Raw genomic sequence first — 20,285 nt, forward strand, 5'->3', positions numbered from 1 at the left:
TCGTTAGGTAGCAACTCGGGAGCGAGGTACCGATGAATCGGCGGCAGGCAGCGCACCCTTCGCGGCGCGCCGATCCGCTGACCGCGGGCCTGATCGTCCTCGTGCTCGCCGCGATCCTCGGCTTCGGGTCGGGCCGCTTTCCGGTCACCGCCCAGGTGTTCTCGTTCTGGACGCTCCTGATCGTGGTGCAAGGCAGCTTCGTCCGGTCCAGCCGGCGGGTCGCCCGGTTCATCCGCTCCGGCCCGGCGGCCACGCCTGCCGCCGCGGCGCGCACCCGGGCCCGCGGCAGGACATGGCGGTACTTCGCGGTCGCCGGGGCCGTGCTGGTGCTGGGCAACATCATCCAGCTCTGGACGGTGGTCCGGGACCCGCTCGCCCCCGAGTCGATCGTCGGCACGGACGCCCAGATCGCGTCGATCGCAGTGAGCATGATCCTGCTCGTCGCCGGCATGCTCCGCCATCCCATGGACGACATGGGTGGGGCCGAACGGCTCCGGATGCGCATCGACGTCGCGACCCTGATGGCCGCCGCGGTCACCTACGGGCTGTGGATCGCCGACCTGCCGTCTGGCCCGCACGACGCTGCCTGGGCCCTGGAGGCGACGGTCAGCCTGCTGGTCCAGCCCGGCCTGTTCCTGGTGGTCATCTTCGCGGTCCTCAAGGTCATCCTGAGCGGCTCGTCGCCGTTCACCCGTACTGCCGGCATCCTCAGCGGCGCGGCGGCCGTGCTGCAGGCGGTGTTCCAGGCCGTCCCCGTTCCCCTGTACGTCGAGCCGCCCACGAGGTCCTGGATGTTCGCGGCCAACGTGCTGACCAGCGCCCTCATCGCCATCGGCGCCCGGGTGCAGGAGCGCGACGTCCGGGCCGCCCCGGCGTCCGGCCGGCGCGAGGCGAAGCGGCCGTACAGCCTGCTCCCGTACGGCGCGCTGGCCGCGGTCTGGGCCCTCGCGATCATGGTCCTGGCGGTCGACGGGCTCTCCGGCCGCGGCTGGGTCATCGCGATCGGCGCGATGACCACGACCGTGCTGGTGATCGGCCGTCAGGTGGCCGCCTTCCGGCACGTCGCCGAACTGCTGCGGGAGCGCGACGAGCTGGCCGCACAGCTCACCGAGCTGGCCTTCTACGACGGGCTCACCAAACTCGCCAACCGCGGCCTGTTCATGCAGCGGCTCCAGGACGCCCTCGCCGCCGGCCCGGTCACGGTCTTCCTCATCGACCTCGACGACTTCAAGCCGGTCAACGACAGGTACGGCCACGCCACCGGCGACCAACTGCTCATCGAGGTCGGGCAGCGCCTGCGGGACTGCGTACGCGACGGCGAGACGGTCGCGCGGCTCGGCGGCGACGAATTCGCCGTACTGGTGGACGGGTCGTCCGCCGATCGGCGGGCCGAGGTGGCGGACGGCCTGGCGCGGGCACTGAGCGGCTCGGTCCGCCTCGCCGGCACGGAGGTGCCGCTGCGCGCGAGTATCGGCATGGCCACCGGAAGGCACGGGGTGCACAACCCGGACAGTCTGCTGCACGAGGCCGACATGGCGATGTACGCGGCCAAGAACCGCCACCGGCCCCTGATCGACAGTGACCTTGTGTAGCCACGACCTTGCTGGTCGTTGCGTGGCTCGTTTGCCAGGGTGGCGCAACGGACCTGCCTGGTAGCCTTGCCGCCCTCTGGCCTGGAGGAACACGCGATGCGCACGAAGTTGTCCGTCCTTGCCGCGGTCGGCCTGATAGCCCTCTGCGGCATGTCCGCCTGCACCGACGACAAGGGTGACACCGGCAGCTCCCCCGCCGGCGGCGTCCGCGCGGCGGGCAGCGGCAAGGTGGGCGTCATCCTTCCCGACACCACCACCTCGCAGCGGTGGGGCACCGACGACCCGAAGCTGCTGAAGGCGGCCTTCGACGCGGCGGAGGTGCCGGTCGACATCCAGAACGCCGAGGGCGACAAGGCCCAGTTCCAGCGCATCGCCGACAGCATGATCGCGGGCGGCGTCCGGGTGCTCATGACCGTCAACCTCGACTCCGCCACCGGCAAGGTCGTCCTCGACAAGGCCAAGGCGGCCGGGATCAAGACCGTCGACTACGACCGGCTGACGCTCAACGGCGGCGCGGACTACTACGTGAGCTTCGACAACGAGGCGGTCGGCAAGCTCCAGGGCAACGGCCTGGTGCAGTGCCTCAAGGAGAAGCGCTACGCAACTCCGCTGATCGCCGACCTCAACGGCTCGCCGACCGACAACAACGCCACCCTGTTCAAGGCGGGCTACGAGTCGGTCCTGCAGCCCCGGTACGACGACGGCCTGTACCTCAAAGGCCCCGACCAGTCGATCGCCGACTGGGACAACGACGAGGCCGCCGTGGTCTTCCGCGAGATGTGGAGCCAGACCGGCAAGAAGATCAACGGGGTGCTCGCGGCGAACGACGGCCTGGCCAACGCGGCCATCTCGGTCCTCAAGCAGGACAAGATGAACGGCAAGGTCCCGGTCACCGGCCAGGACGCCACCGTGCAGGGCCTGCAGAACATCCTCGCCGGCGACCAGTGCATGACCGTCTACAAGCAGATCAAGCAGGAGGCCGACGCGGCCGCCGCCCTGGCCATCAAGCTGTACAAGGGCGAGCAGCCCAAGCTCGGCGAGGACGACCGGGTGAAGGACCCCGAGTCGGGCTCCTACGTCCCGGCGGTGCTGCTGGCGCCGAAGCCGATCTTCCTGAAGGACGTCAACTCGGTGATCGCGGACGGCTTCGTCGAGAAGAAGGCGGTCTGCGCGGGCCGTTTCGCGCCGCTCTGCACCCAGAACGGCATCAAGTAGCCCTACGAGTCGGCAAGCGGCTTCGGGACGGGGACGTCCGCGAAGGCGGCGACCGTGCGGTCCGCGTACGCGTTCATGTCACCGGACTCGATCGGCCCGTCCCACTCGCGCGGCAGCGGCACCGACACGTCCGGGGCCACCCGGCGCACGATCTCGTCCAGGACCGTCTCGGCGTCCCCCACCCACAGGTGCTTGGCGCCGGGGACGCCGACCACCTCGGCCTGCGGGATCGCCCGGAAGCGCTCGACCGCCGCGTCCGGGCGCAGGTAGTCGTCGAACTCCGGGACGAGGGCGGTCACCGGCTTACCGGACTCCGCCCAGGCCGCCAGGTGTTCCGGCCCGGAGAAGCGCAGCGGCGGCGACAGCAGGATCGCGCCCGCGACGGCCGGGTCCAGCCCGTGCATGAGGGTCAGGTCGGTGCCGAAGGACCAGCCGAGCAGCCAGACGTTCGGCAGGTCGGCGAACTCCGCGTACTCGATCGCGGCGGCCACGTCGTACTTCTCGTCGACCGCCGACGAGAAGGCGCCCTGGCTGGTGCCGCGGACGCTCGACGTGCCACGGGTGTTGAAGCGCAGCACCGCGATGCCGGCCAGCGCGGGCAGCCGCCAGGCCGCCTTGCGGAAGACATGGCTGTCCATCATGCCGCCGTGGGTGGGCAGCGGGTGCAGGCAGACCAGCGTCGCGACCGGGTCGCGGTCGAGCGGCCGGGCCAGCTCCCCGACGAGCGTCAGCCCGTCGGCGGTCTGCAGGTCGATGTCCTCACGGCGAGCCGGCAGGACGGAATTCGCGCGAATCTGGTTGGTCACGTCCATGATCCTTACCCATAGCGGGGTGCGTTGCGCGAGCGCTCTACTGCCGGGCCACGGCGGTCACGGGCGCGCCAGCAGCCGGTGTGCCAGTGACGGCGGTCGGACGCGTCGCCACGATCATCGGCCGGCCACGCCACGACGTGCGCGACGCCGGGCTGGATGTCCTGGACACAGCCGGGGCACCGGTAGGTCTTGACCGCGGCCCCGCCGAAGATCGAGCGCACCATCCACTCGCCGTCCTGATACTGCTGGACCCCCTCGACACCCTTGCGAACCCGCTCGTCCGGCATGGCGGACGGCGCATCGCGTCGGGGACGGTTACGGCGGGGACTCACAATATCCAGCCTACGTGTGGGCCACAGCACCCCCGACGCGACCTAAACTCACGTTCATGACGGCTACGCGTACCCCCGGAATGCCCGTGGTCGAGGACGGCGTCCTCATCTCGACCAGCCCTGCGACCGGGGCGGAGGCCGGCCGGCTGCCGGTCGCCGACGCCGCCGCCGTGACCGCCGCGGTCGAGCGGGCCCGCACGGCCGGCGCCTGGTGGGCCGGGCTCGGCTTCGACGAGCGCAAGAACCGCATGCTGCGGTGGCGGGCGCTGCTCGCCGAGCGGATCGAGGAGCTGGCCGCGCTCACCCACACCGAGACCGGCAAGCCGGTCGCCGACGCGATCGTCGAGGCCAGCGCCGCGATCGAGCACACCGACTGGGCGGCCCGCAACGCCAAGCGGGTCCTCGGGCCGCGCCGGGTCAAGTCGCGCCTGCTGGTGGCCGAGCACGCCGGCCACCTCGAGTACCAGCCGTACGGCGTCATCGGCGTCATCGGCCCGTGGAACTACCCCATCCTCACGCCGCTGGGCCCGATCTCCGGCGCGCTCGCCGCGGGCAACGCCGTCGTGCTCAAGCCCAGCGAGTACACGCCCGCGGTGGGCCAGTGGCTGGTCGACACGTTCGCGGAGGTCGTACCCGAGCAGCCGGTGCTGCAGGCCGTGCACGGCCTCGGCGACGTCGGCGCCCTGCTCTGCCGCTCCGGCATCGGCAAGCTGGCCTTCACCGGCTCGACCGCCACCGGCAAGAAGGTCATGGCCGCCTGCGCGGAGACGCTCACGCCCGTCCTCATCGAGGCCGGCGGCAAGGACGCGCTGATCGTCGACGCCGACGCGGACGTCTCCGCGGCGGCCGAGGCCGCCGTCTGGGGGGCCATGACCAACGCCGGGCAGACCTGCATCGGCATCGAGCGCGTGTACGCCGTGGCGCCCGTCTACGACGCTTTCGTCGAGGCCGTGGTGGCCAAGGCCGGCAAGCTCAAGGTCGGCGAGGACATCGGCCCGATGACCATGCCCGGCCAGCTCGACGTGGTCCGGCGGCACATCGACGACGCGCTGGCGAGGGGCGGCAGGGCGGTGCTCGGCGGGGCGGACGGGGTGCAGCCGCCGTACGTGGCGCCGACCGTGCTCGTGGACGTACCGGAAGATTCTGCCGCTATCAGGGAGGAGACGTTCGGGCCGACGATGACGATCACCAAGGTCGCGGATGCGAACGAGGCGGTGGAGAAGGCCAACGCTCTGCCGTACGGGCTGGGCGGTGCGGTCTTCGGCAAGGCCAACGCGGTCCGGATCGCCCGGCGGCTCCGCACCGGCATGGTGGCGGTCAACTCGACGCTGAGCTTCGTCGGCATGGCCACCCTGCCGTTCGGCGGCGTCGGCGACTCCGGCTTCGGCCGGATCCACGGCGAGGACGGGCTGCGGGAGTTCGGCATCGCCAAGGCGATCACTGTGCGCCGGGCGCCCTCGCTGCTGCCGGCGATGACCTTCGAGCGCACCCCGGCCCAGGTGCAACGCATCGTCAAAGCGCTGAAGCTCCTGTACGGCCGCCGCCCCTGAACCCATTTGTTAGCGTCAACCGGTGGATCAACCCGCGATCGACGTCCGCGGCCTGTCGGTCAGTTACGGCTCGACGCCGGTGCTGGTGGACGTCGACCTGACCGTGCCGGTCGGCGCCGGCGTCTGCATCACCGGCGAGAACGGCATCGGCAAGTCCACGCTGCTGCGCTGCATCGCCGGCCTGCAACGGCCCGACGCGGGCGAGATCGAGGTCTTCGGCGGCCTGCCGGGCGCCACTCCGGAGTTCTGGCGGGCCGTCGTGACCACCGTGGAGCCGCCGACCTGGTATCCGGGCCTGACCGCGCGCGAGCACGCCGAGCTGGTGTGCCGCGCGCACGGCCTCGACCCCGCGGATGCCGGAGTGGACGACGCCCTCGACCGCTTCGGCATCGCCTCGCACGCGGACGCTATTCCGCCCTCGATGTCGTCGGGTCAGAAGCAGCGGCTCACCCTCGCCCTGGCCCTGCTGCGGCCGAGCCGGCTGATGGTCCTCGACGAGCCCGAGCAGCGCCTCGACCCGGAGGCCCGTACGGCGGTGGCGGCGCTGCTGGCCGCGTACCGGGAGGACGGCGGCACGATCCTGATGGCCAGCCACGACGACTCCTTCGCGGCGGCGGCCGGAACCGCCGTGACCGGCATGGCGGACCTGGTCACCGCATGACCACCGCGGTCAGCGTCGTCGGCGTCCGCCGCTGGGTACGCCGCACGCAGTCGGCCCACAAGGAACGCGGCGAGACGCTCGGCAACTTCTACTTCGCGCTGCTCTTCGTCGTGATCGTCGGCGGCATGGTGCACGAGCAGCTGGCGGCCGTCTTCTGGCCCGGCTCACCGCACGCCTCGGCGCTGGCCGGCACCGGCCTGGCGCTGGCCCTCACCGGCGGCCTCTACCTCGTCCTGCGCCGCCTCGGCCCGCTCGGGCTCAGCCGCCCGGCCGCGTCCTGGCTGCTCACCGCCCCGGTCAGCCGCCGCCGTCTGCTGCTGCCCTCCCTGGGGTGGGCAACGGTCGGCGCGGCCGCGGCGGGCGCTCTCGGCGGCTTCGCGATCCTGGGCCACACGGTCTCCCGCCCGCTGCCGGACGCGGCGGCCCGCCTGCCCGCGTTCGGCGCCCTGGTCGGCGGCATCCTGCTCCTGGTGGCGCTGGGCGCGCAGGCGGACCGCTGGTGGTCGGCCCGTTCGGACGACGTGGCGTACCTGCTGCTGGCCGCCGGCCTGGCCGCCCTGGTCGCGGACTCGGCCGGGGCCGCCGTCCCGATGTCCGCCGGCCGGCCCTCGACCGCGGTCGTCACCGCGAGCATGACCGCGCTCACCGTGCTCACGGCGGCGTTCTGGCTCGCCGCCGTTCACCGGCTGGAGCGGACACCTCACGACCGCATTCTCGAGGCGTCGAAGACCGCGGGAACACTCGCCGACTCGGCCTTCGGCGTGGAACCGTCCTTCGTGACCGAGATGGTGGAACGGCGCTACTGGGCCCGCCGCCGACTCCGGTCCCGCCGCCTGTCGGCGCGCCTTCCCGTCCTGACCGCGCAGGACCTGCTCATGCTCCGCCGCCGCCCGCGACGCCTGCTGTGGCTCGCCGGCGCCACCACGCTGCCGGCTCTGCTGGGACACGCGCCGCGCTGGATCCTCGCCGTGGCGGTCCTCGCCGGCGGCCTGTACGCGGGCGGGGTCACCACGGCGAGCCTGCGCACCGACGCGGGCAACCCGTGGATGCTGCGGATGCTGGGACTGAGCTCCCGCACGGCGATCCTGCAACGCCTCTGGATCCCCGGCGTTGTGGCCGCCCTCTGGTACGCCGCCGCGCTGACCCTGCTGCGCGTCCTCGGCGACCTGCCCGCGGGCCCGTGGTGGGCGCTCGGCCTCGGCCTGGGCCCGGTGGGTGCGGCGGCGGCGGTCCGCAAGGCGCGCACCGGCTTCGTGGACAACTCGCTGCTGTCGATGGACACGCCGATGGGCTCGGTGTCGACGGGCCCGCTGATCGCGGCGTTCGCCGGCTTCGACGTCCTGCTGCTCGGCCTGCCGACCCTGGTACAGATCGCCCGGGGAGACCCGCTGAGCTGGACGGGCGTCACGGTCCAGGCGGCCGTGGGAGTCTTCGGCGCCCGGGCCTACCTCAGCGGCACGACGGAGCCGGACCGCGTGGAGCTGAGCAAGTCCGTCTGATAGGCCGTGACATGCGAGGAGCAAGCGTGCCGGCGTCCACCCGGTAATTTGCAAGCAGCAAGAATCATTTTCGCACCGCGTTTTTCCTTCCTTCTGCAGTCAGCAGCCGTTCCGTTCCCTGAATGGCTCAGCACAGCGTGTGTCTGGCAGTTATGAACGTCGGCGTACTCCAAATGGGTGAAGGACGTCGATGGTCGTGGCGCCGACCGGGCATCATGGCAGCAAAGGATCGGTCTCGACCCGAGGATGCCCAGCAAGAGAAGGCAGGAACATGAGCGATGGGCTGGATTGATAGATTCGTAAATGGTCCGGGCGTCGACTCGATAGTCAATGAGTCGACCCGGGACACGTCCTTTTGGGTTGCGCTCAGAGGTCAGCCTGTCACCGTCACCACTCGGTCAGGAACCTCCGGGAAGTCACTGAGCGGCAATTTGGCCGGCATGGTACATCGGAGCAAGGATTCTGCCTTGGGGTACTGCGAGGAGGTTGCCGGAATCTTGGTCGAGGAAGCCGTCCAGAAGGACGGCACCGCAAATATCTATTTCGTGCCTGTCGACGAGATCGCGCTCGTTGGTATCCGGGTACTCAGAAGCTCGACCCGATAGCAGGCATTCCGAGCAAGCGATTGTAAACGATTTGGTGTCGGCGCTCAGAACAGGGTGAGTTCGTTGCGGTCCATGCCGCGCAGCTTGTCGTAGTCGACGACGACGCAGCGGATGCCGCGGTCGGTGGCCAGCACCCGGGCCTGCGGCTTGATCTCCTGGGCCGCGAACACGCCCTTCACCGGGGCCAGCAGCGGGTCCCGGTTCATCAGCTCCAGATAGCGGGTGAGCTGCTCCACCCCGTCGATCTCGCCGCGGCGCTTGATCTCGACCGCCACGGCGCCGCCGGCCGCGTCGCGGCAGAGCAGGTCGACCGGGCCGATGGCCGTCATGTATTCGCGGCGGACGAGGCACCAGCCCTCGCCGAAGGTCTCCGGGTGGGCGGCCAGGAGTTCCTGGAGGTGGGCCTCGACGCCGTCCTTGACCAGGCCCGGGTCGACGCCCAGGTCGTACGAGGTGTCCTGGAAGATCTCCTCGAGGGTGATCCGCAGTTCCTCACCGGCCTTGTTGACCACCTTCCAGACGCCCGGTGCCTCCTGGAGCTTGCAGGGCGGGCTCATCCAGTTGAGCGGCTTGTAGGCGCGGTCGTCGGCGTGGATCGACACCGACCCGTCGGCCTTGACCATCAGCAGGCGTACCGCCGGGGGGAGATGGGCGGAGAGACGGCCGACATAGTCCACGGAGCACTTCGCGATGACCAGACGCACCGCACGAGGGTAGCCTCCGCCTCCGGCGGGGCGAGCGCGGCGGTGCCATGCTGAGATCGTGCTCGAAGCCCTCACCGGTACGGGCCTGGCGGCGTCCGCCGGGCTGAACGCCTACATCCCCCTGCTCACGATGGGTCTGCTCGACCGGTACACCGACACGATCGATCTGCCCGGCGGCTGGCAGTGGCTCTCGAACGGGTGGGTGCTGGTCATCCTCGCGGTGCTGCTCGCGGTCGAGGTGGTCGCCGACAAGGTGCCCGTCGTCGACCACGTGAACGACGTCGTGCAGACCGTTGTCCGGCCGACCGCGGGGGGCCTGGCGTTCGGGGCCGGGTCGTCGTCCGAGACGGTCACCGTGGCGGACCCCGGCTCCTTCTTCGGATCGCATCAGTGGGTGCCCGTCGCCGCCGGTGTGGTGATCGCATTGTGCGTGCACGGCGTCAAGGCGGCTTCGCGGCCGGTGGTGAACGCTTCCACCGCCGGCATCGGTGCCCCGGTCGCCAGCACGGCGGAGGACTTCACCAGCGTCGTTCTGTCGCTGCTGGCGATCCTGTTGCCGGTTCTGGTCCTGCTCGGGCTGCTGCTGCTCGTGGCCGGCGCGGTGTGGGTGATCAGGCGGCGCCGGCGGCGCAGGAGGGAACGGCGGCCGCAAGAGGGTGTCGGTACGCAACGACTCTTTGGTTGACTGCCCCGGTGCCCGCGATCGCCGTACCCGTTTTCGCCCTGACCTGGTGGCTGGGGTGCTACCTCGTCGCCCGTGATCCGGCCCGCGTCGTCCTGTGGCGAGCCGCCGGCGCCCTCGGGTCGTACGCCGCCGCGGTGGCTGCCTGGAGCATCGCCCCGGCGTCCCCGGCGGCGAGGGTGCTGCTCTGCGTCCCGGCCCTGTGCTGGTCGGGCGTGGCGGCGGGACTGCTGCCGCGGGACGTGCCGGAGCGGCAGCAGGTCAACCGCGGCTGGGCCTACGCGTCGGCGCTGTTCCTCGTGCTCACCGCGCTGCTGCCCGGGGTCGGCAAGCTGGTCGCCCTGGCGCCGCTGGCCGGGGCGACGGTGCTGCTGCTGCGCTACCGCGACAAGGTCCGGCCGAGCTCCCTGCCGACCGCCCTGGCCGTCGCCGCCGCGCTGTACGCGGCCGGCCTGATCGTCGTGCTGGCCCCGATCGACCTCGGGTCGGCGGAGCTCGTGCTCGCCGCCATCGGCCTCGACCTGCTGTTGCTCGGTTTCCTGGTGGCCGTGGCGGACGCGACGGAGGCGGGCGAGCGGCTGGTGCCCGACCTGCGCCGGTCCCTGGTCACCGCGGTGGCGGCGACGCTGCTCTGCGGCGGGCCGGCCGCGCTGACCATGCTCGCCGCCCCGGGGCTGCGTACGGTCACCGTGCTGCAGTTCGTGCTGGTGGCGGTGGTGCTGGGGGCGGCCGGCCTGGCCGTGCCGCTGCGGGCCGGGCTGGACCGGCTGGCGTTCCTCCAGGACGAGCGGCTGCGGAAGGACCGCTCCGCGTTGCTGCTGGCGGCCGAGGCGCTCCCCCGCCGGCGGGAGCGGCACCGGATGATCGCGATGGACGAGGACGAGTTCCGCCGGCTGACCCGGCGGGCCCTCGACGACTTCGGCGACATCGGCCGGTTGCTGCGCAATCCGCTCGTCGACCTGCCCACGGTGGACCGGCGGCTGGACGCGCGCGGTCCGGGCGTGGCGGAGCAGCCGCTGGTCCGGGTGGCCGAGTTGCGGGCGGTGCTGGCGGAGCACGTCGCCAAGCTGCGGCCCGCGGCCGGGTTCGGCATCACCGACGAGTGGCGGTTCTACAACGCGCTCCACTACTGCTGCGTGCTGGGGCTCCGGCCGTACGACCGTTCGCCGCAGACCGAGGGCCTGAATCGGGACGCCCGCCGGGCCGTGGACTGGTTCCGCCGCCACGTGCCGCGCAGCACCCTGCGCCGCTGGACGGCCGAGGGCGCGGACCTGGTGGCCGCCCGGCTGTGGCGTGATCTCCTCAGCACGGACCCCCGGTGGTTGACCCGAGCCGGTGCCGGCCGTCCCGCCGCGGCCCGCCCGAGCCGGTGACCATTCGGATCCGACACGCCGCCCATAAAGTCGGCAACCACCCTAAAACAGTTAATATGCCCCCACGTGGATTCCGGGGGGTTGAGTGGGTAGCCACCGCAACGCGCTGGTCGCCGTCGTCCGGCAGGAGCTGGCCGAGGCGCGCGGCACCGCCCGGGCCGTGCTGGCCGCCGCCGAGTCGGCCCGCAACGAGGCCCAGCGCCGGAAGAAGCTGATCCGGGACGCGTACGCGACCTGCCTCGCCCAGCTCGCCGAGGCTCGCGACGCCGCGCGCCAGGACATCCTGCGCCGCACCCAGGCGGAGGCGAGCACGCTGACGCGCAACGTCGAATCGCTGGCCGCGCTCACCGCGTCCGGCGCGGCGGGCACCTCCTGGCGCTACTGGACCCCCATCGAGCCCGACCGGGTCGGACGCCCCGGGCTGCTGCGGATCGGGACGATCGCGTACGAGGCCGGTGAGGAGCGGCGGAAGCTGCCCGCCCTCGTGCCGTTCCTGGACCACGCACACGTCAACGTCCTCGGCGACCAGCCGGCGGCGGACGGCGTCATCTCCGGGCTGCTGCTGCGCGCGCTCGGCACGACCCGCCCCGGCGACGTCCGGCTCAGCGTCTACGACCCCGAGCAGCTCGGCGGAACGCTGGCCGCCTTCGCGCCGCTGGGCAACGCCGGCCTGCTGTCGTTCGTGAGCCCCGGCGGCCTCGGTGCCACCCTCGACGACCTGGTGGAGCACATCTGCCGGGTCAACGAGAGCGTGCTGGCCGGCGAGTACGCGTCCCTGGCCGACCTGACCGCCGCGACGCCCGGGCCCCGCCCCGAGCCGTGGCGGGTGGTGGTGCTGCTGCTCGACCCCGCGCGGGCCGGCGACCTGTCCGACGCCCAGCGGGCGCAGCTCGACCGGGTGGTGCGGACCGGCGTCGCTTGCGGCGTACACCTGGTGGTCCGGGGTCTGGACCTCGCGCCGCACCCGACGGTGGAGCACATCACCGTGCGCGGGGAATCCGCGAGCTGCGACACCACCGGCGCCCTCACGGTCAGCCTCGACGCGGCGCCCCCGGCGGAGCGGATCGCCGGCTTCTGCCGGACCACCGCCGAGCGGCTGCGCGAGGGCCCGCCGCCGGCGCGCTTCGCCGACCTCGAGCCGGAGAAGATCTGGACCGAGTCGTCCGCGCACGGCCTGGCCGCCCCGATCGGGGACAGCACCGACGGGTCGCTGGTCGAGGTGCCGCTCGGCGACGACCCGCCGCACGCGCTGATCGGCGGTCCGTCCGGGTCCGGCAAGACCAACCTGATCTACGCCTGGATCGGCTCCCTCGCCGCCCGGTACGGCCCCGAGGAGCTCGCTCTCTACCTGCTCGACTTCAAGGAGGGCGTGTCCTTCGCCCGGTTCGCGCCGGGGCCGCGGGATCCGAGCTGGCTGCCGCAGGTCCGGCTGGCCGGGATCAACGTCAACGGCGACCGCGAGTTCGGCCTGGCGATGCTCCGCCACCTGAGCGAGGAGTTGCGGTCGCGGGCCCAGGCGGCCAAACGGTACGAGGCCTCGAAGCTGGCCGAGCTGCGCGCCGAGGACCCGGGCGGGCACTGGCCCCGCATCGTCGCGGTCATCGACGAGTTCCAGGTGCTGCTCTCGGGCCGCGACCCGCTCGCCGACGAGGCGGTGACCCTGCTGGAGGACCTCGCCCGGCGCGGCCGCTCCCAGGGCATCCACCTGGTGCTGGCGAGCCAGGACGTGTCCGGCATCGAGGCGCTCTGGGGCCGCTCGGGCCTGATCGGGCAGTTCACGCTGCGGATCGCGCTGCCGAAGGCCCGGCGCATCCTGAGCGACACCAATCTCGCCGCCGCGGTGATTCCGCGCTTCCACGCGGTCGTCAACGCCGACTCCGGGGTCGCCGGGGCCAACCAGGTCGTCCGGCTGCCCGACGCGAGCGACCGGTCGGCGTGGCGGTCTCTGCAGCGCAAGCTGTGGCACGAGCGGCCGGACTCCTGCGTACCGCCGCGGTTGTTCGACGGTGACGCCGTGCCGCGGCTGCCGGAGGCGTACCGGCCCGCCGGGCGGGTGCCGGACAGCAGCGCCGACGTCGGATCGTCGCCCGGCGCGGTGCTGGGCGAGCGCATCGACGTCGCTGCGCGCCCCGCACGGCTGCGGCTCGGCCGGATGCCGGGACGCAACCTGGCCGTCCTCGGCACCCGCGTCGAGGAGGCGTGCGACGTGCTCGCTGCCGCCGCCCTGTCGCTGGCCGCCCAGGGACCCGCGCGCTTCAGCATCGCCTGCCTCGACCAGAGCGCCGAGCGCCCGGCCGCCCGGCTGGTCGCCGAGCTGCCGCAAGCCGACTGGTACGGGCCTGCCGACCTCGACGACCTGTTCGCCGCGTTCAGCCCGGACGGCATCCCGCACTACGTGCTCGGGTACGCGTTCGACGCGGCCGGGCCGGCGTACCGGGAACGGTTGCGCGCCCTGCTCGCCGACGGCCCGGAGCAGCGGATGCACGTGCTGGGCTGGTGGCGCTCGGTCGGCCGGCTGCGCGACGACCTCGGCGGCGTCGGCGCCCGGCTGGACACGATCGGCGCCTGGGTCGCCCTCGACGTGCAGGGGCCGGAGCTGAGCCCGCTCTCGCCCCAGCCCGGCGGGCCGCTGTGGTACCCGCGGCGGCGCCGGGCCCTGTTCTTCGACCGGTCGGTGCACCGCCATCCCGAAGTGATCATCCCGTACGAGGTGAACAGTGACCACACGTGACCGCGACTACCAGCTGATGATGTCCGCGCTGGCCGATGTCGCCCGGCGGCGCGACGCCGAACTGTCCCACGCCGAGGAGGCGTACCGGAGCAGTGCCGCCCAGGCGGCCGGCGAGCTCGCCCGGGCCGAGGGCGACGCGGCGGCCGCGGACCGCTGGGCGGGTGCGGCGGCGGCCCAGGTGCTCGACGTGGACCGGGAGGCCGCCCGGCTGTGGGACCAGCTGCGGCGGGCGCCGGGCATGCGGGTACGCGCGCTGGGCGAGGTGCCGGAACCGGCCGCGGTGGAGGCGCTGCCCCGGGTCGCGCTGGAACGCTCCCCCGGCTCGCAGGCCTTGGCACCGGCGCCGCGCCAGTCGGCCCGGACACTGCTCGCGCGGGCGGCCGAGCGGATCGACGTGACCGTACGCCCGGCGGAGCGCCGGTCCCTGCCCCGCTGGGCGCTGCCGCTGCTGCCCCTGCTCGGCGCCCTGGTGGCCGGGCTGACCGGGCTGCTCGCGGCCGGCCTGGTCACCGTCGGGAGTACGCCCATCCCCGGCGGAGCCGTGATCCGGGGCCTGGGCTGGCTGGCGTTCCTGGTGGCGCCGTCGGCGGGCGTACCGGTCGGCGCCGTGATCGCGCACCGGCGGCTGCGCTCGAAGCTGGACATCGGGGGCATCGGCCTGACCCTGCTCGGCGGCATGCTCGCGGCCACCCTCCTGTCGGTGACCTTCGCCGCGAGCCGGTGAGCTAAGTTCCCTCCATGAGGGACGCCGCGATCGAGGTACGGGGGCTCCGCAAGGTCTACGGCGACACGGTCGCTGTCGACGGCGTGGACCTGACCGTCGCCGCGGGCGAGATCTTCGCGCTGCTCGGACCGAACGGCGCGGGCAAGACCACCACCGTGGAGATCCTCGAGGGCTATCGCCGCCGGGACGCGGGCGACGTCCGGGTGCTCGGCGTCGACCCGGCCGTGGAGGACGCGGCCAAGCGGCGGTGGCGCACCCGCGTCGGCATCGTGCTGCAGGGCACCGGGGAGTTCGACGAGCTGACCGTCGGCGAGGTGGTCGGCCACTTCGCCCGCTTCTACCCCGACCCGGACGATCCGGCGGAGGTCATCGCGCGGGTCGGCCTCACCGGCAAGACCCGAGCGCGGACGCACACCCTCTCCGGCGGGCAGAAGCGGCGCCTGGACGTGGCGCTGGGCATCATCGGCCGGCCCGAGCTGCTGTTCCTCGACGAACCGACCACGGGCTTCGACCCGGAGGCCCGCCGTGAGTTCTGGACCCTGATCAAGGACCTGGCCGGCAGCGGTACGACCATCGTGCTGACCACGCACTACCTCGAGGAGGCGGAGACGCTCGCCGACCGGGTGGGGGTCATCGCGGCGGGCCGGCTCATCGCCGTGGACACGCCCCGGCGGCTCGGCAACCGGGAATCTGCGCTGGCGACCGTCTCCTGGCGTACCGCCGAGGGGTCCTGGGAAAGCACCCGGAGCGCGACGCCGACGGCCGTGGTGACCGACCTGGCCGCGCGCTTCGACGGCGAGGTCCCCGGCCTGACCGTGACTCGGCCGACTTTGGAGGACATCTACCTCGACATGATCGGAGCATCGTGACACTGGGTCTTCGTCAGGGGTTGCTGGAGATCCGGCAGTTCCTGCGCAGCCGCGAACAGGTCATGTTCACGCTGGCATTCCCGGCGATCCTGATCCTGGTGTTCGGCTCGATCTTCAAGGGCGAGATCGGCGACGGGGTGAAGTTCACCCAGTACTTCGTGACCGGCATGATCGCGACCGGGCTGATGACCGCCGGTTTCCAGGCCCTGGCCATCCAGATCCCGATGGAACGCGACCGCGGGGTGCTCAAGCGCCTGCTCGGCACGCCGATGCCGCGCTGGGTCTACTTCGCCGGCAAGGTCATCATGGTCGGGTTCGTCGCGGTGCTGGAGACGGTCATCCTGCTCACCGTGGCGACGCTGCTCTTCGGCCTGAACCTGCCGGACTCGGCCGGCAAGTGGCTGACGTTCCTCTGGGTCTCCGCGCTGGGCATCACGGCGTGCACGCTCTGCGGCGTCGCGTTCTCGTCGCTGGCCCGCACCGGACGCAGCGCCCCAGCGGTGGTCACCCCGGTCGCGCTGATCCTGCAGTTCATCTCCGGGGTGTTCTTCGTCTTCACCAGCCTGCCCGGCTGGATGCAGAACGTGGCGTCGGTCTTCCCGCTGAAGTGGATGTGCCAGGGGCTGCGCTCGGTGTTCCTGCCCGCGTCCTTCGGCCCGCGCGAGCCCGGCGGCTCGTACGACCTGCCCATGGTGGCGCTGGTGCTGGGGGCGTGGTGCTTGGTGGCCCTCGTCCTGTGTCTGACCACGTTCAGATGGACCACCAAGCGCGACGGCTGACTCAGACTTCGTACGTGTAGAAGCCCTTGCCGGTCTTGCGGCCCAGGTCGCCGGCGGTGACCATGCGCTGCAGCAGCTCCGGCGGGAAGAACTTCTCGTCCGCGGTGTCGCGGTAGATGTTGCTGGTGGCGTTGAGCATGACGTCCAGGCCGGTCAGGTCGATGGTGGCCAGCGGGCCCATGGCGTGGCCGAAGCCGAGCTTCATGACCGTGTCGAGGTCGGCCGCGGTGACCACGCCCGACTCGACCAGGCTGATCGCCTCGACCAGCAGCGCGGAGAAGAGCCGGTTGGAGACGAAGCCGGCCACGTCCCGCTTCACCTCGACGCAGGTCTTGCCGACCTCCTCGGCGAAGTTGCGCGCCGCCGCGAGCGTCTCGTCCGAGGTCTGGTAGCCGCGGACCAGCTCGACCAGCTTCATCATCGGTACGGGCGAGAAGAAGTGGATGCCGACCACGGCCTCCGGGCGCTCGGTGACCGCGGCGATCTGGGTGATCGGGATGGCGGAGGTGTTGGTGCCGAGCACGGCGCCGGGCTTGCAGATCTTGTCGAGGGCCCGGAAGACCTCGTGCTTGGCCTCGACCTTCTCGAAGATGGCCTCGACCACGACGTCGGCGTCGGCGGCCGCCTCCAGCTCGGTCGTGGTGGTGATCCGGGCGACGGTGGCGTCGGCGTCCTCCTGGGTGATCTTGCCCTTGGCGGCGAAGCGCCCGAGCGAGTCCCTGATCGCCGAGACGCCGCGCTTGAGCGAGGACTCGTCCAGGTCCCGCATGGTGACCTGCCATCCCGCCTGCGCCGCCACCTGGGCGATACCGGAACCCATCAGACCGGAGCCGATGACCGCGAGCCGACCCGCCATGTGTGCCTCACCTTCTCTGTGTCCCGCTCATCTTTGAGGGTGGTCCCAGACTAGCGGGCTCACTTAACGCAGGCTCAGGGCCTCTATCGGGGCAAATACCCGGAAAACGATTGCCCGCGATGCCAGACTGTGCGCATGCCACCAAGCGACGGCTGGTACCTCCTAGGGCCTTTCATAGCCGTCGCACTCGTCGGCTTCCTCGGCGCGCTCTTCTGGCGGATGGGCCTGCAGTGGACCCGGGCGGCCGATGACCCGCTCCGCGACCTCTACGCCGGCCTGGCCATCTTCGACCGCGGCGAGGACTACGGGCTGCTCTGCCCCGCCGCCGCCACGGACGACGCGATCATCGCCGAGGAGATCCGCGCCCTGCTCCGGGCCGCCGGCATCCGCTCGACGTCGGGCGTACGCCCCGACGGCCGCCTGCTCGTGCTGGTCTTCCCCGAGGAGGTCGAGGAGGCGCGGCGCCTGGTCGGGGGCTCACCCGCGCTCTGAGCGCTCAGAAGTCGTACGTCGGCTCGGTGACGACCGCGCGTTCCACGTCGACGCCGAGATTGGCCAGGTCCGCGACGAAGTCCGGGTAGCCGCGGTCGATGTGGTGCACCTCACCGACCTCGGTCACGCCGTCCGCGCACAGCCCCGCGATCACCAGGCCGGCGCCGGCCCGGATGTCGGTCGCCCGCACCGGAGCCCCGGAGAGCCGCTCCCGGCCGTTCGTCACGGCGTGGTGTCCATCGGTACGGATGTCCGCACCGAGCCGCACCATCTCGTTCACGAACATGAACCGGCCGTCGAAGATGTTCTCGGTGATCAGGGACGATCCCGAGCTGACCGCCGCCAGCCCCAGCGCCATCGGCAGCAGGTCGGTGGCGAAACCCGGGTACGGCAGCGTCACGATGTCGACGGCCTTCGGGCGGTCGTCCATGCGTACGCGGAAGCGGTTGTCGCCCGGCTCCACGACCCCGCCGGCCGACACCAGCTTGTCGAGCGCGATCTCCAGATACTCCGGGCGTACGCCGTGGACGGTCACGTCGCCGCGGGTCATCGCCGTGGCGAACGCCCACGTGCCGCCGACGATCCGGTCGCCGACGGTGGCGTGCCGTACCGGCTTCAGCGCGTCGACCCCCTCGATGGTGAGCGTCGACGTGCCGGCGCCGTCGATGTGGGCACCCATCTCGACCAGCATCTGGCAGATGTCGACGATCTCCGGCTCGCGGGCCGCGTTGTCGATCTCCGTGACGCCCTTGGCGAGCACGGCGGCCATCAGGATGTTCTCGGTCGCGCCGACGCTCGGGAAGTCCAGCCAGATCTTCGCGCCCCGCAGCCCCGCCGGTGCCGACGCGATGACGAAGCCGTGCTCGCCGGAGATCTCCGCGCCGAGCCGCGCCAGGCCGGTCACGTGCATGTCGAGCCCGCGGGAACCGATCATGTCGCCACCGGGCAGCGCCACCCGCACGTACCCCCGGCGCGCCAGCAGCGGCCCGAGCACGCAGATGGACGCGCGCAACCGGCGGACGAGGTCGTAGTCGGCCTCGCTGCCGGGCTCGGCCGGCACGTCGATGGTGGCCTCGCCGCCGTCGAACGACACGTCGCAGCCCAGCCGGCGGAGCACCTCGCCCATGATGGCGACGTCGGTGATCCGGGGAACGTTCGCCACGACGCTGCGCCCCTCGGCCAGCAGCGCGACGGCCATCAGCTTGAGCGCCGAGTTCTTGGCACCGCCCACCGTGACATCACCGGAGAGGCGTGCGCCGCCCTTGACCCTGATCACATCCACGCGGGCCATCGTATGGGGCGCGTCCAGACCACCTCCGTAGGGTGGGGGCCATGGCCGTGCATCTCACCCGCATTTACACCCGCACCGGCGACGCCGGCTCGACCCGCCTCGGCAACAACGAGGTGGCCGCCAAGACGGATCCGCGCATCGTCGCGTACGCCGACGTCGACGAGTGCAACGCCGCACTGGGAGTGGCGCTGGCGCTGGGCGCCCTGGCACCGGACATCCGGAGCGTGCTGACCACCGTGCAGAACGACCTTTTCGACGTGGGCGCCGACCTGTGCAATCCGCTGATGGAGGACCCGCCGTACCCGCCGCTGCGGATCAAGGAGTCGTACGTGACCCGCCTGGAGGGCTGGTGCGACGAGTACAACGAGCAGCTCCCGGCGCTGGACTCCTTCATCCTGCCGGGTGGTTCCGCCGGGGCGGCACTGCTGCACGTGGCCCGGACGGTGGCCCGGCGGGCGGAACGGTCGGCGTGGACGCTGGTCGCGGAGGACCCGGAGCGCACGGGACCGCTGCCGGCCAAGTACCTGAACCGGCTGTCGGACCTGCTGTTCATCCTGGCCCGCACGGCGAACGGCTCGGCGGGCGACGTGAAGTGGGTCCCGGGCGGTACGGCCTCCTAGGGCCGGCCCGGGCGGCCTCGGCGGCTCATCTGCCGGGGCCGTCTGCCGGGGCCGTCTGCCGCGCGGCGTTTCGACGCCTTCGGCGGCGGGGTCAGTTCTCGGCGGGGCGGGGGGTGATGGCCGGGCGAGGGGGCACGCTGCCCGGCTGCCCGGGCGGTCCCGCCTCGAGCCAGGACAGGAAGCCCGTCACCGTCGACTCCGCCATCGCGATCTCGATCTCGGTGTCCGGCAGGCGGCACAGCAGGATGACCCAGTGACCCGGCATGGTCAGCCGCTCGGGGCCCTCCGGCAGGCGGCGGCGCTGCACGTCCAGGGCGCGGCGGTCGAGCACGCGTTTGGGGCGGATGGCGAAGCTGAACATCCGGTGGAACCGCAGCTCGTCGCCGACGAACTGGCCGAGCCCCGCGGACCAGCCGCGGCCCCGGACCATGGTGGTGACCCGGACCTGGACACGGATGGTGCCGCCGCCCTGCATGAGCAGACGGCGGCGGAAGAAGAGGGCGAAGAGGACGACGACCAGCGCGCCGATGCAGATTCCGACGATCTCCAGAATCCGCATCGTGCGTCAGTGCGCGTCGGGGGTGGCGGGGGTCGCGCTCTCGGCGAGGACCGTCACGCCGTCCGCGTCGACGGAGAGGAAGCCACCGGCCACGTCGTAGGTGAGCTGCTCGCCGCCGGCGAGCTTGACGCGCACCTGGGAGGGCTCCTTGAGCAGGCCGAGGAGCGGCGAGTGGCCGGGCAGGACGCCGAGCTCACCCTCGGTGGTGCGCGCGACGACCATCTCGGCGTCGCCGGACCAGACCTTCTCCTCGACGGCGACGACCTGGACGTGCAACTGCTTGGCCACGCTGTCTCCCTGTAAGCCTGCGGAACCTTGCGATCCTTGGGTGAAGTCTAA

General features: G+C 72.0%; 20 protein-coding genes. 13 read left to right on the forward strand and 7 right to left on the reverse strand.

All coding sequences use genetic code 11. The annotated features are described in order from the left end of the window. Nucleotides 1-32: 32 nt before the first annotated feature. Both AB0368_RS12395 and AB0368_RS12400 read left to right on the forward strand, forming a co-directional pair. Complete coding sequence (locus AB0368_RS12395) at nucleotides 33-1,592, forward strand: GGDEF domain-containing protein (RefSeq protein ID WP_366153923.1); 1,560 nt, start codon at nucleotides 33-35, stop codon at nucleotides 1,590-1,592. A gap of 96 nt (nucleotides 1,593-1,688) precedes the next feature. After that, a complete protein-coding gene (locus tag AB0368_RS12400) occupies nucleotides 1,689-2,807 on the forward strand; it encodes a substrate-binding domain-containing protein (protein WP_366153924.1) in 1,119 nt (372 codons plus the stop codon). A 2-nt stretch (nucleotides 2,808-2,809) separates the two neighbouring features. Here the strand turns inward: AB0368_RS12400 and AB0368_RS12405 are convergent, their stop codons facing one another. Together AB0368_RS12405 and AB0368_RS12410 are read right to left on the reverse strand one after the other, a co-directional pair. After that, complete coding sequence (locus AB0368_RS12405) at nucleotides 2,810-3,613, reverse strand: alpha/beta hydrolase (RefSeq protein ID WP_366153925.1); 804 nt, start codon at nucleotides 3,611-3,613, stop codon at nucleotides 2,810-2,812. An 11-nt stretch (nucleotides 3,614-3,624) separates the two neighbouring features. Continuing rightward, a complete protein-coding gene (locus AB0368_RS12410; RefSeq protein WP_366154178.1) occupies nucleotides 3,625-3,906 on the reverse strand; it encodes a hypothetical protein in 282 nt (93 codons plus the stop codon). A 101-nt stretch (nucleotides 3,907-4,007) separates the two neighbouring features. Here AB0368_RS12410 and AB0368_RS12415 point away from each other — a divergent pair, with 101 nt between their 5' ends. From AB0368_RS12415 to AB0368_RS12425, 3 genes are read left to right on the forward strand one after another with little or no spacing between them, the layout of a single operon-like run. Next, nucleotides 4,008-5,501: an aldehyde dehydrogenase family protein gene (locus tag AB0368_RS12415; protein WP_366153926.1), complete on the forward strand. Its 1,494-nt coding sequence runs from the start codon at nucleotides 4,008-4,010 to the stop codon at nucleotides 5,499-5,501. Nucleotides 5,502-5,523: 22 nt separating this feature from the next. Then, nucleotides 5,524-6,162: an ATP-binding cassette domain-containing protein gene (locus AB0368_RS12420; protein WP_366153927.1), complete on the forward strand. Its 639-nt coding sequence runs from the start codon at nucleotides 5,524-5,526 to the stop codon at nucleotides 6,160-6,162. Then, on the forward strand, nucleotides 6,159-7,661 hold the full coding sequence (locus tag AB0368_RS12425) for a DUF6297 family protein (protein ID WP_366153928.1): 1,503 nt from the start codon (nucleotides 6,159-6,161) through the stop codon (nucleotides 7,659-7,661). Before AB0368_RS12420 ends, AB0368_RS12425 begins: the two co-directional genes overlap by 4 nt. A gap of 649 nt (nucleotides 7,662-8,310) precedes the next feature. Here AB0368_RS12425 and nucS read toward each other — a convergent pair. Continuing rightward, nucleotides 8,311-8,970 (reverse strand): endonuclease NucS, encoded by a 660-nt coding sequence (gene nucS / locus AB0368_RS12430; protein ID WP_366153929.1) that lies wholly within the window; start codon nucleotides 8,968-8,970, stop codon nucleotides 8,311-8,313. A gap of 58 nt (nucleotides 8,971-9,028) precedes the next feature. Here nucS and AB0368_RS12435 point away from each other — a divergent pair, with 58 nt between their 5' ends. From AB0368_RS12435 to AB0368_RS12460, 6 genes are all read left to right on the forward strand, one after another. After that, nucleotides 9,029-9,655 (forward strand): DUF4126 domain-containing protein, encoded by a 627-nt coding sequence (locus AB0368_RS12435; RefSeq protein ID WP_366153930.1) that lies wholly within the window; start codon nucleotides 9,029-9,031, stop codon nucleotides 9,653-9,655. 8 nt (nucleotides 9,656-9,663) lie between these two features. Next, nucleotides 9,664-11,025, forward strand: a complete 1,362-nt coding sequence (locus AB0368_RS12440) for a hypothetical protein (RefSeq protein WP_366153931.1) — start codon at nucleotides 9,664-9,666, stop codon at nucleotides 11,023-11,025. An 85-nt stretch (nucleotides 11,026-11,110) separates the two neighbouring features. Then, a complete protein-coding gene (locus AB0368_RS12445; protein ID WP_366153932.1) occupies nucleotides 11,111-13,756 on the forward strand; it encodes an FtsK/SpoIIIE domain-containing protein in 2,646 nt (881 codons plus the stop codon). Then, on the forward strand, nucleotides 13,743-14,480 hold the full coding sequence (locus AB0368_RS12450) for a hypothetical protein (RefSeq protein ID WP_366153933.1): 738 nt from the start codon (nucleotides 13,743-13,745) through the stop codon (nucleotides 14,478-14,480). The genes AB0368_RS12445 and AB0368_RS12450 overlap by 14 nt, the downstream gene beginning before the upstream one ends. Nucleotides 14,481-14,494: 14 nt before the next feature. After that, nucleotides 14,495-15,349, forward strand: coding sequence for an ABC transporter ATP-binding protein (locus AB0368_RS12455; RefSeq protein ID WP_366153934.1), 855 nt, complete (start codon nucleotides 14,495-14,497; stop codon nucleotides 15,347-15,349). Beyond that, nucleotides 15,346-16,128, forward strand: a complete 783-nt coding sequence (locus AB0368_RS12460; RefSeq protein WP_366153935.1) for an ABC transporter permease — start codon at nucleotides 15,346-15,348, stop codon at nucleotides 16,126-16,128. Before AB0368_RS12455 ends, AB0368_RS12460 begins: the two co-directional genes overlap by 4 nt. 1 nt (nucleotide 16,129) lies before the next feature. Here AB0368_RS12460 and AB0368_RS12465 read toward each other — a convergent pair whose 3' ends face one another. Then, nucleotides 16,130-16,984, reverse strand: coding sequence for a 3-hydroxyacyl-CoA dehydrogenase family protein (locus tag AB0368_RS12465; RefSeq protein WP_366153936.1), 855 nt, complete (start codon nucleotides 16,982-16,984; stop codon nucleotides 16,130-16,132). A gap of 135 nt (nucleotides 16,985-17,119) precedes the next feature. Between AB0368_RS12465 and AB0368_RS12470 the strand changes: the two genes are divergently transcribed. Next, a complete protein-coding gene (locus tag AB0368_RS12470) occupies nucleotides 17,120-17,476 on the forward strand; it encodes a hypothetical protein (RefSeq protein WP_366153937.1) in 357 nt (118 codons plus the stop codon). Nucleotides 17,477-17,480: 4 nt separating this feature from the next. Here AB0368_RS12470 and murA read toward each other — a convergent pair whose 3' ends face one another. Continuing rightward, nucleotides 17,481-18,767 (reverse strand): UDP-N-acetylglucosamine 1-carboxyvinyltransferase, encoded by a 1,287-nt coding sequence (gene murA, locus AB0368_RS12475; protein WP_366153938.1) that lies wholly within the window; start codon nucleotides 18,765-18,767, stop codon nucleotides 17,481-17,483. A gap of 41 nt (nucleotides 18,768-18,808) precedes the next feature. On the opposite strand from murA, the gene AB0368_RS12480 reads away from it, so the two are divergent. Beyond that, complete coding sequence (locus tag AB0368_RS12480; protein ID WP_366153939.1) at nucleotides 18,809-19,387, forward strand: cob(I)yrinic acid a,c-diamide adenosyltransferase; 579 nt, start codon at nucleotides 18,809-18,811, stop codon at nucleotides 19,385-19,387. A gap of 91 nt (nucleotides 19,388-19,478) precedes the next feature. On the opposite strand, the gene AB0368_RS12485 is transcribed toward AB0368_RS12480, so the two are convergent. Beyond that, nucleotides 19,479-19,946: a DUF2550 domain-containing protein gene (locus AB0368_RS12485; RefSeq protein ID WP_366153940.1), complete on the reverse strand. Its 468-nt coding sequence runs from the start codon at nucleotides 19,944-19,946 to the stop codon at nucleotides 19,479-19,481. A 6-nt stretch (nucleotides 19,947-19,952) separates the two neighbouring features. Beyond that, nucleotides 19,953-20,234, reverse strand: a complete 282-nt coding sequence (locus AB0368_RS12490; protein WP_366153941.1) for a F0F1 ATP synthase subunit epsilon — start codon at nucleotides 20,232-20,234, stop codon at nucleotides 19,953-19,955. Nucleotides 20,235-20,285: the final 51 nt, after the last annotated feature.

This window comes from Actinoplanes sp. NPDC051475, from assembly GCF_040689425.1.
GTDB lineage: Bacteria > Actinomycetota > Actinomycetes > Mycobacteriales > Micromonosporaceae > Actinoplanes.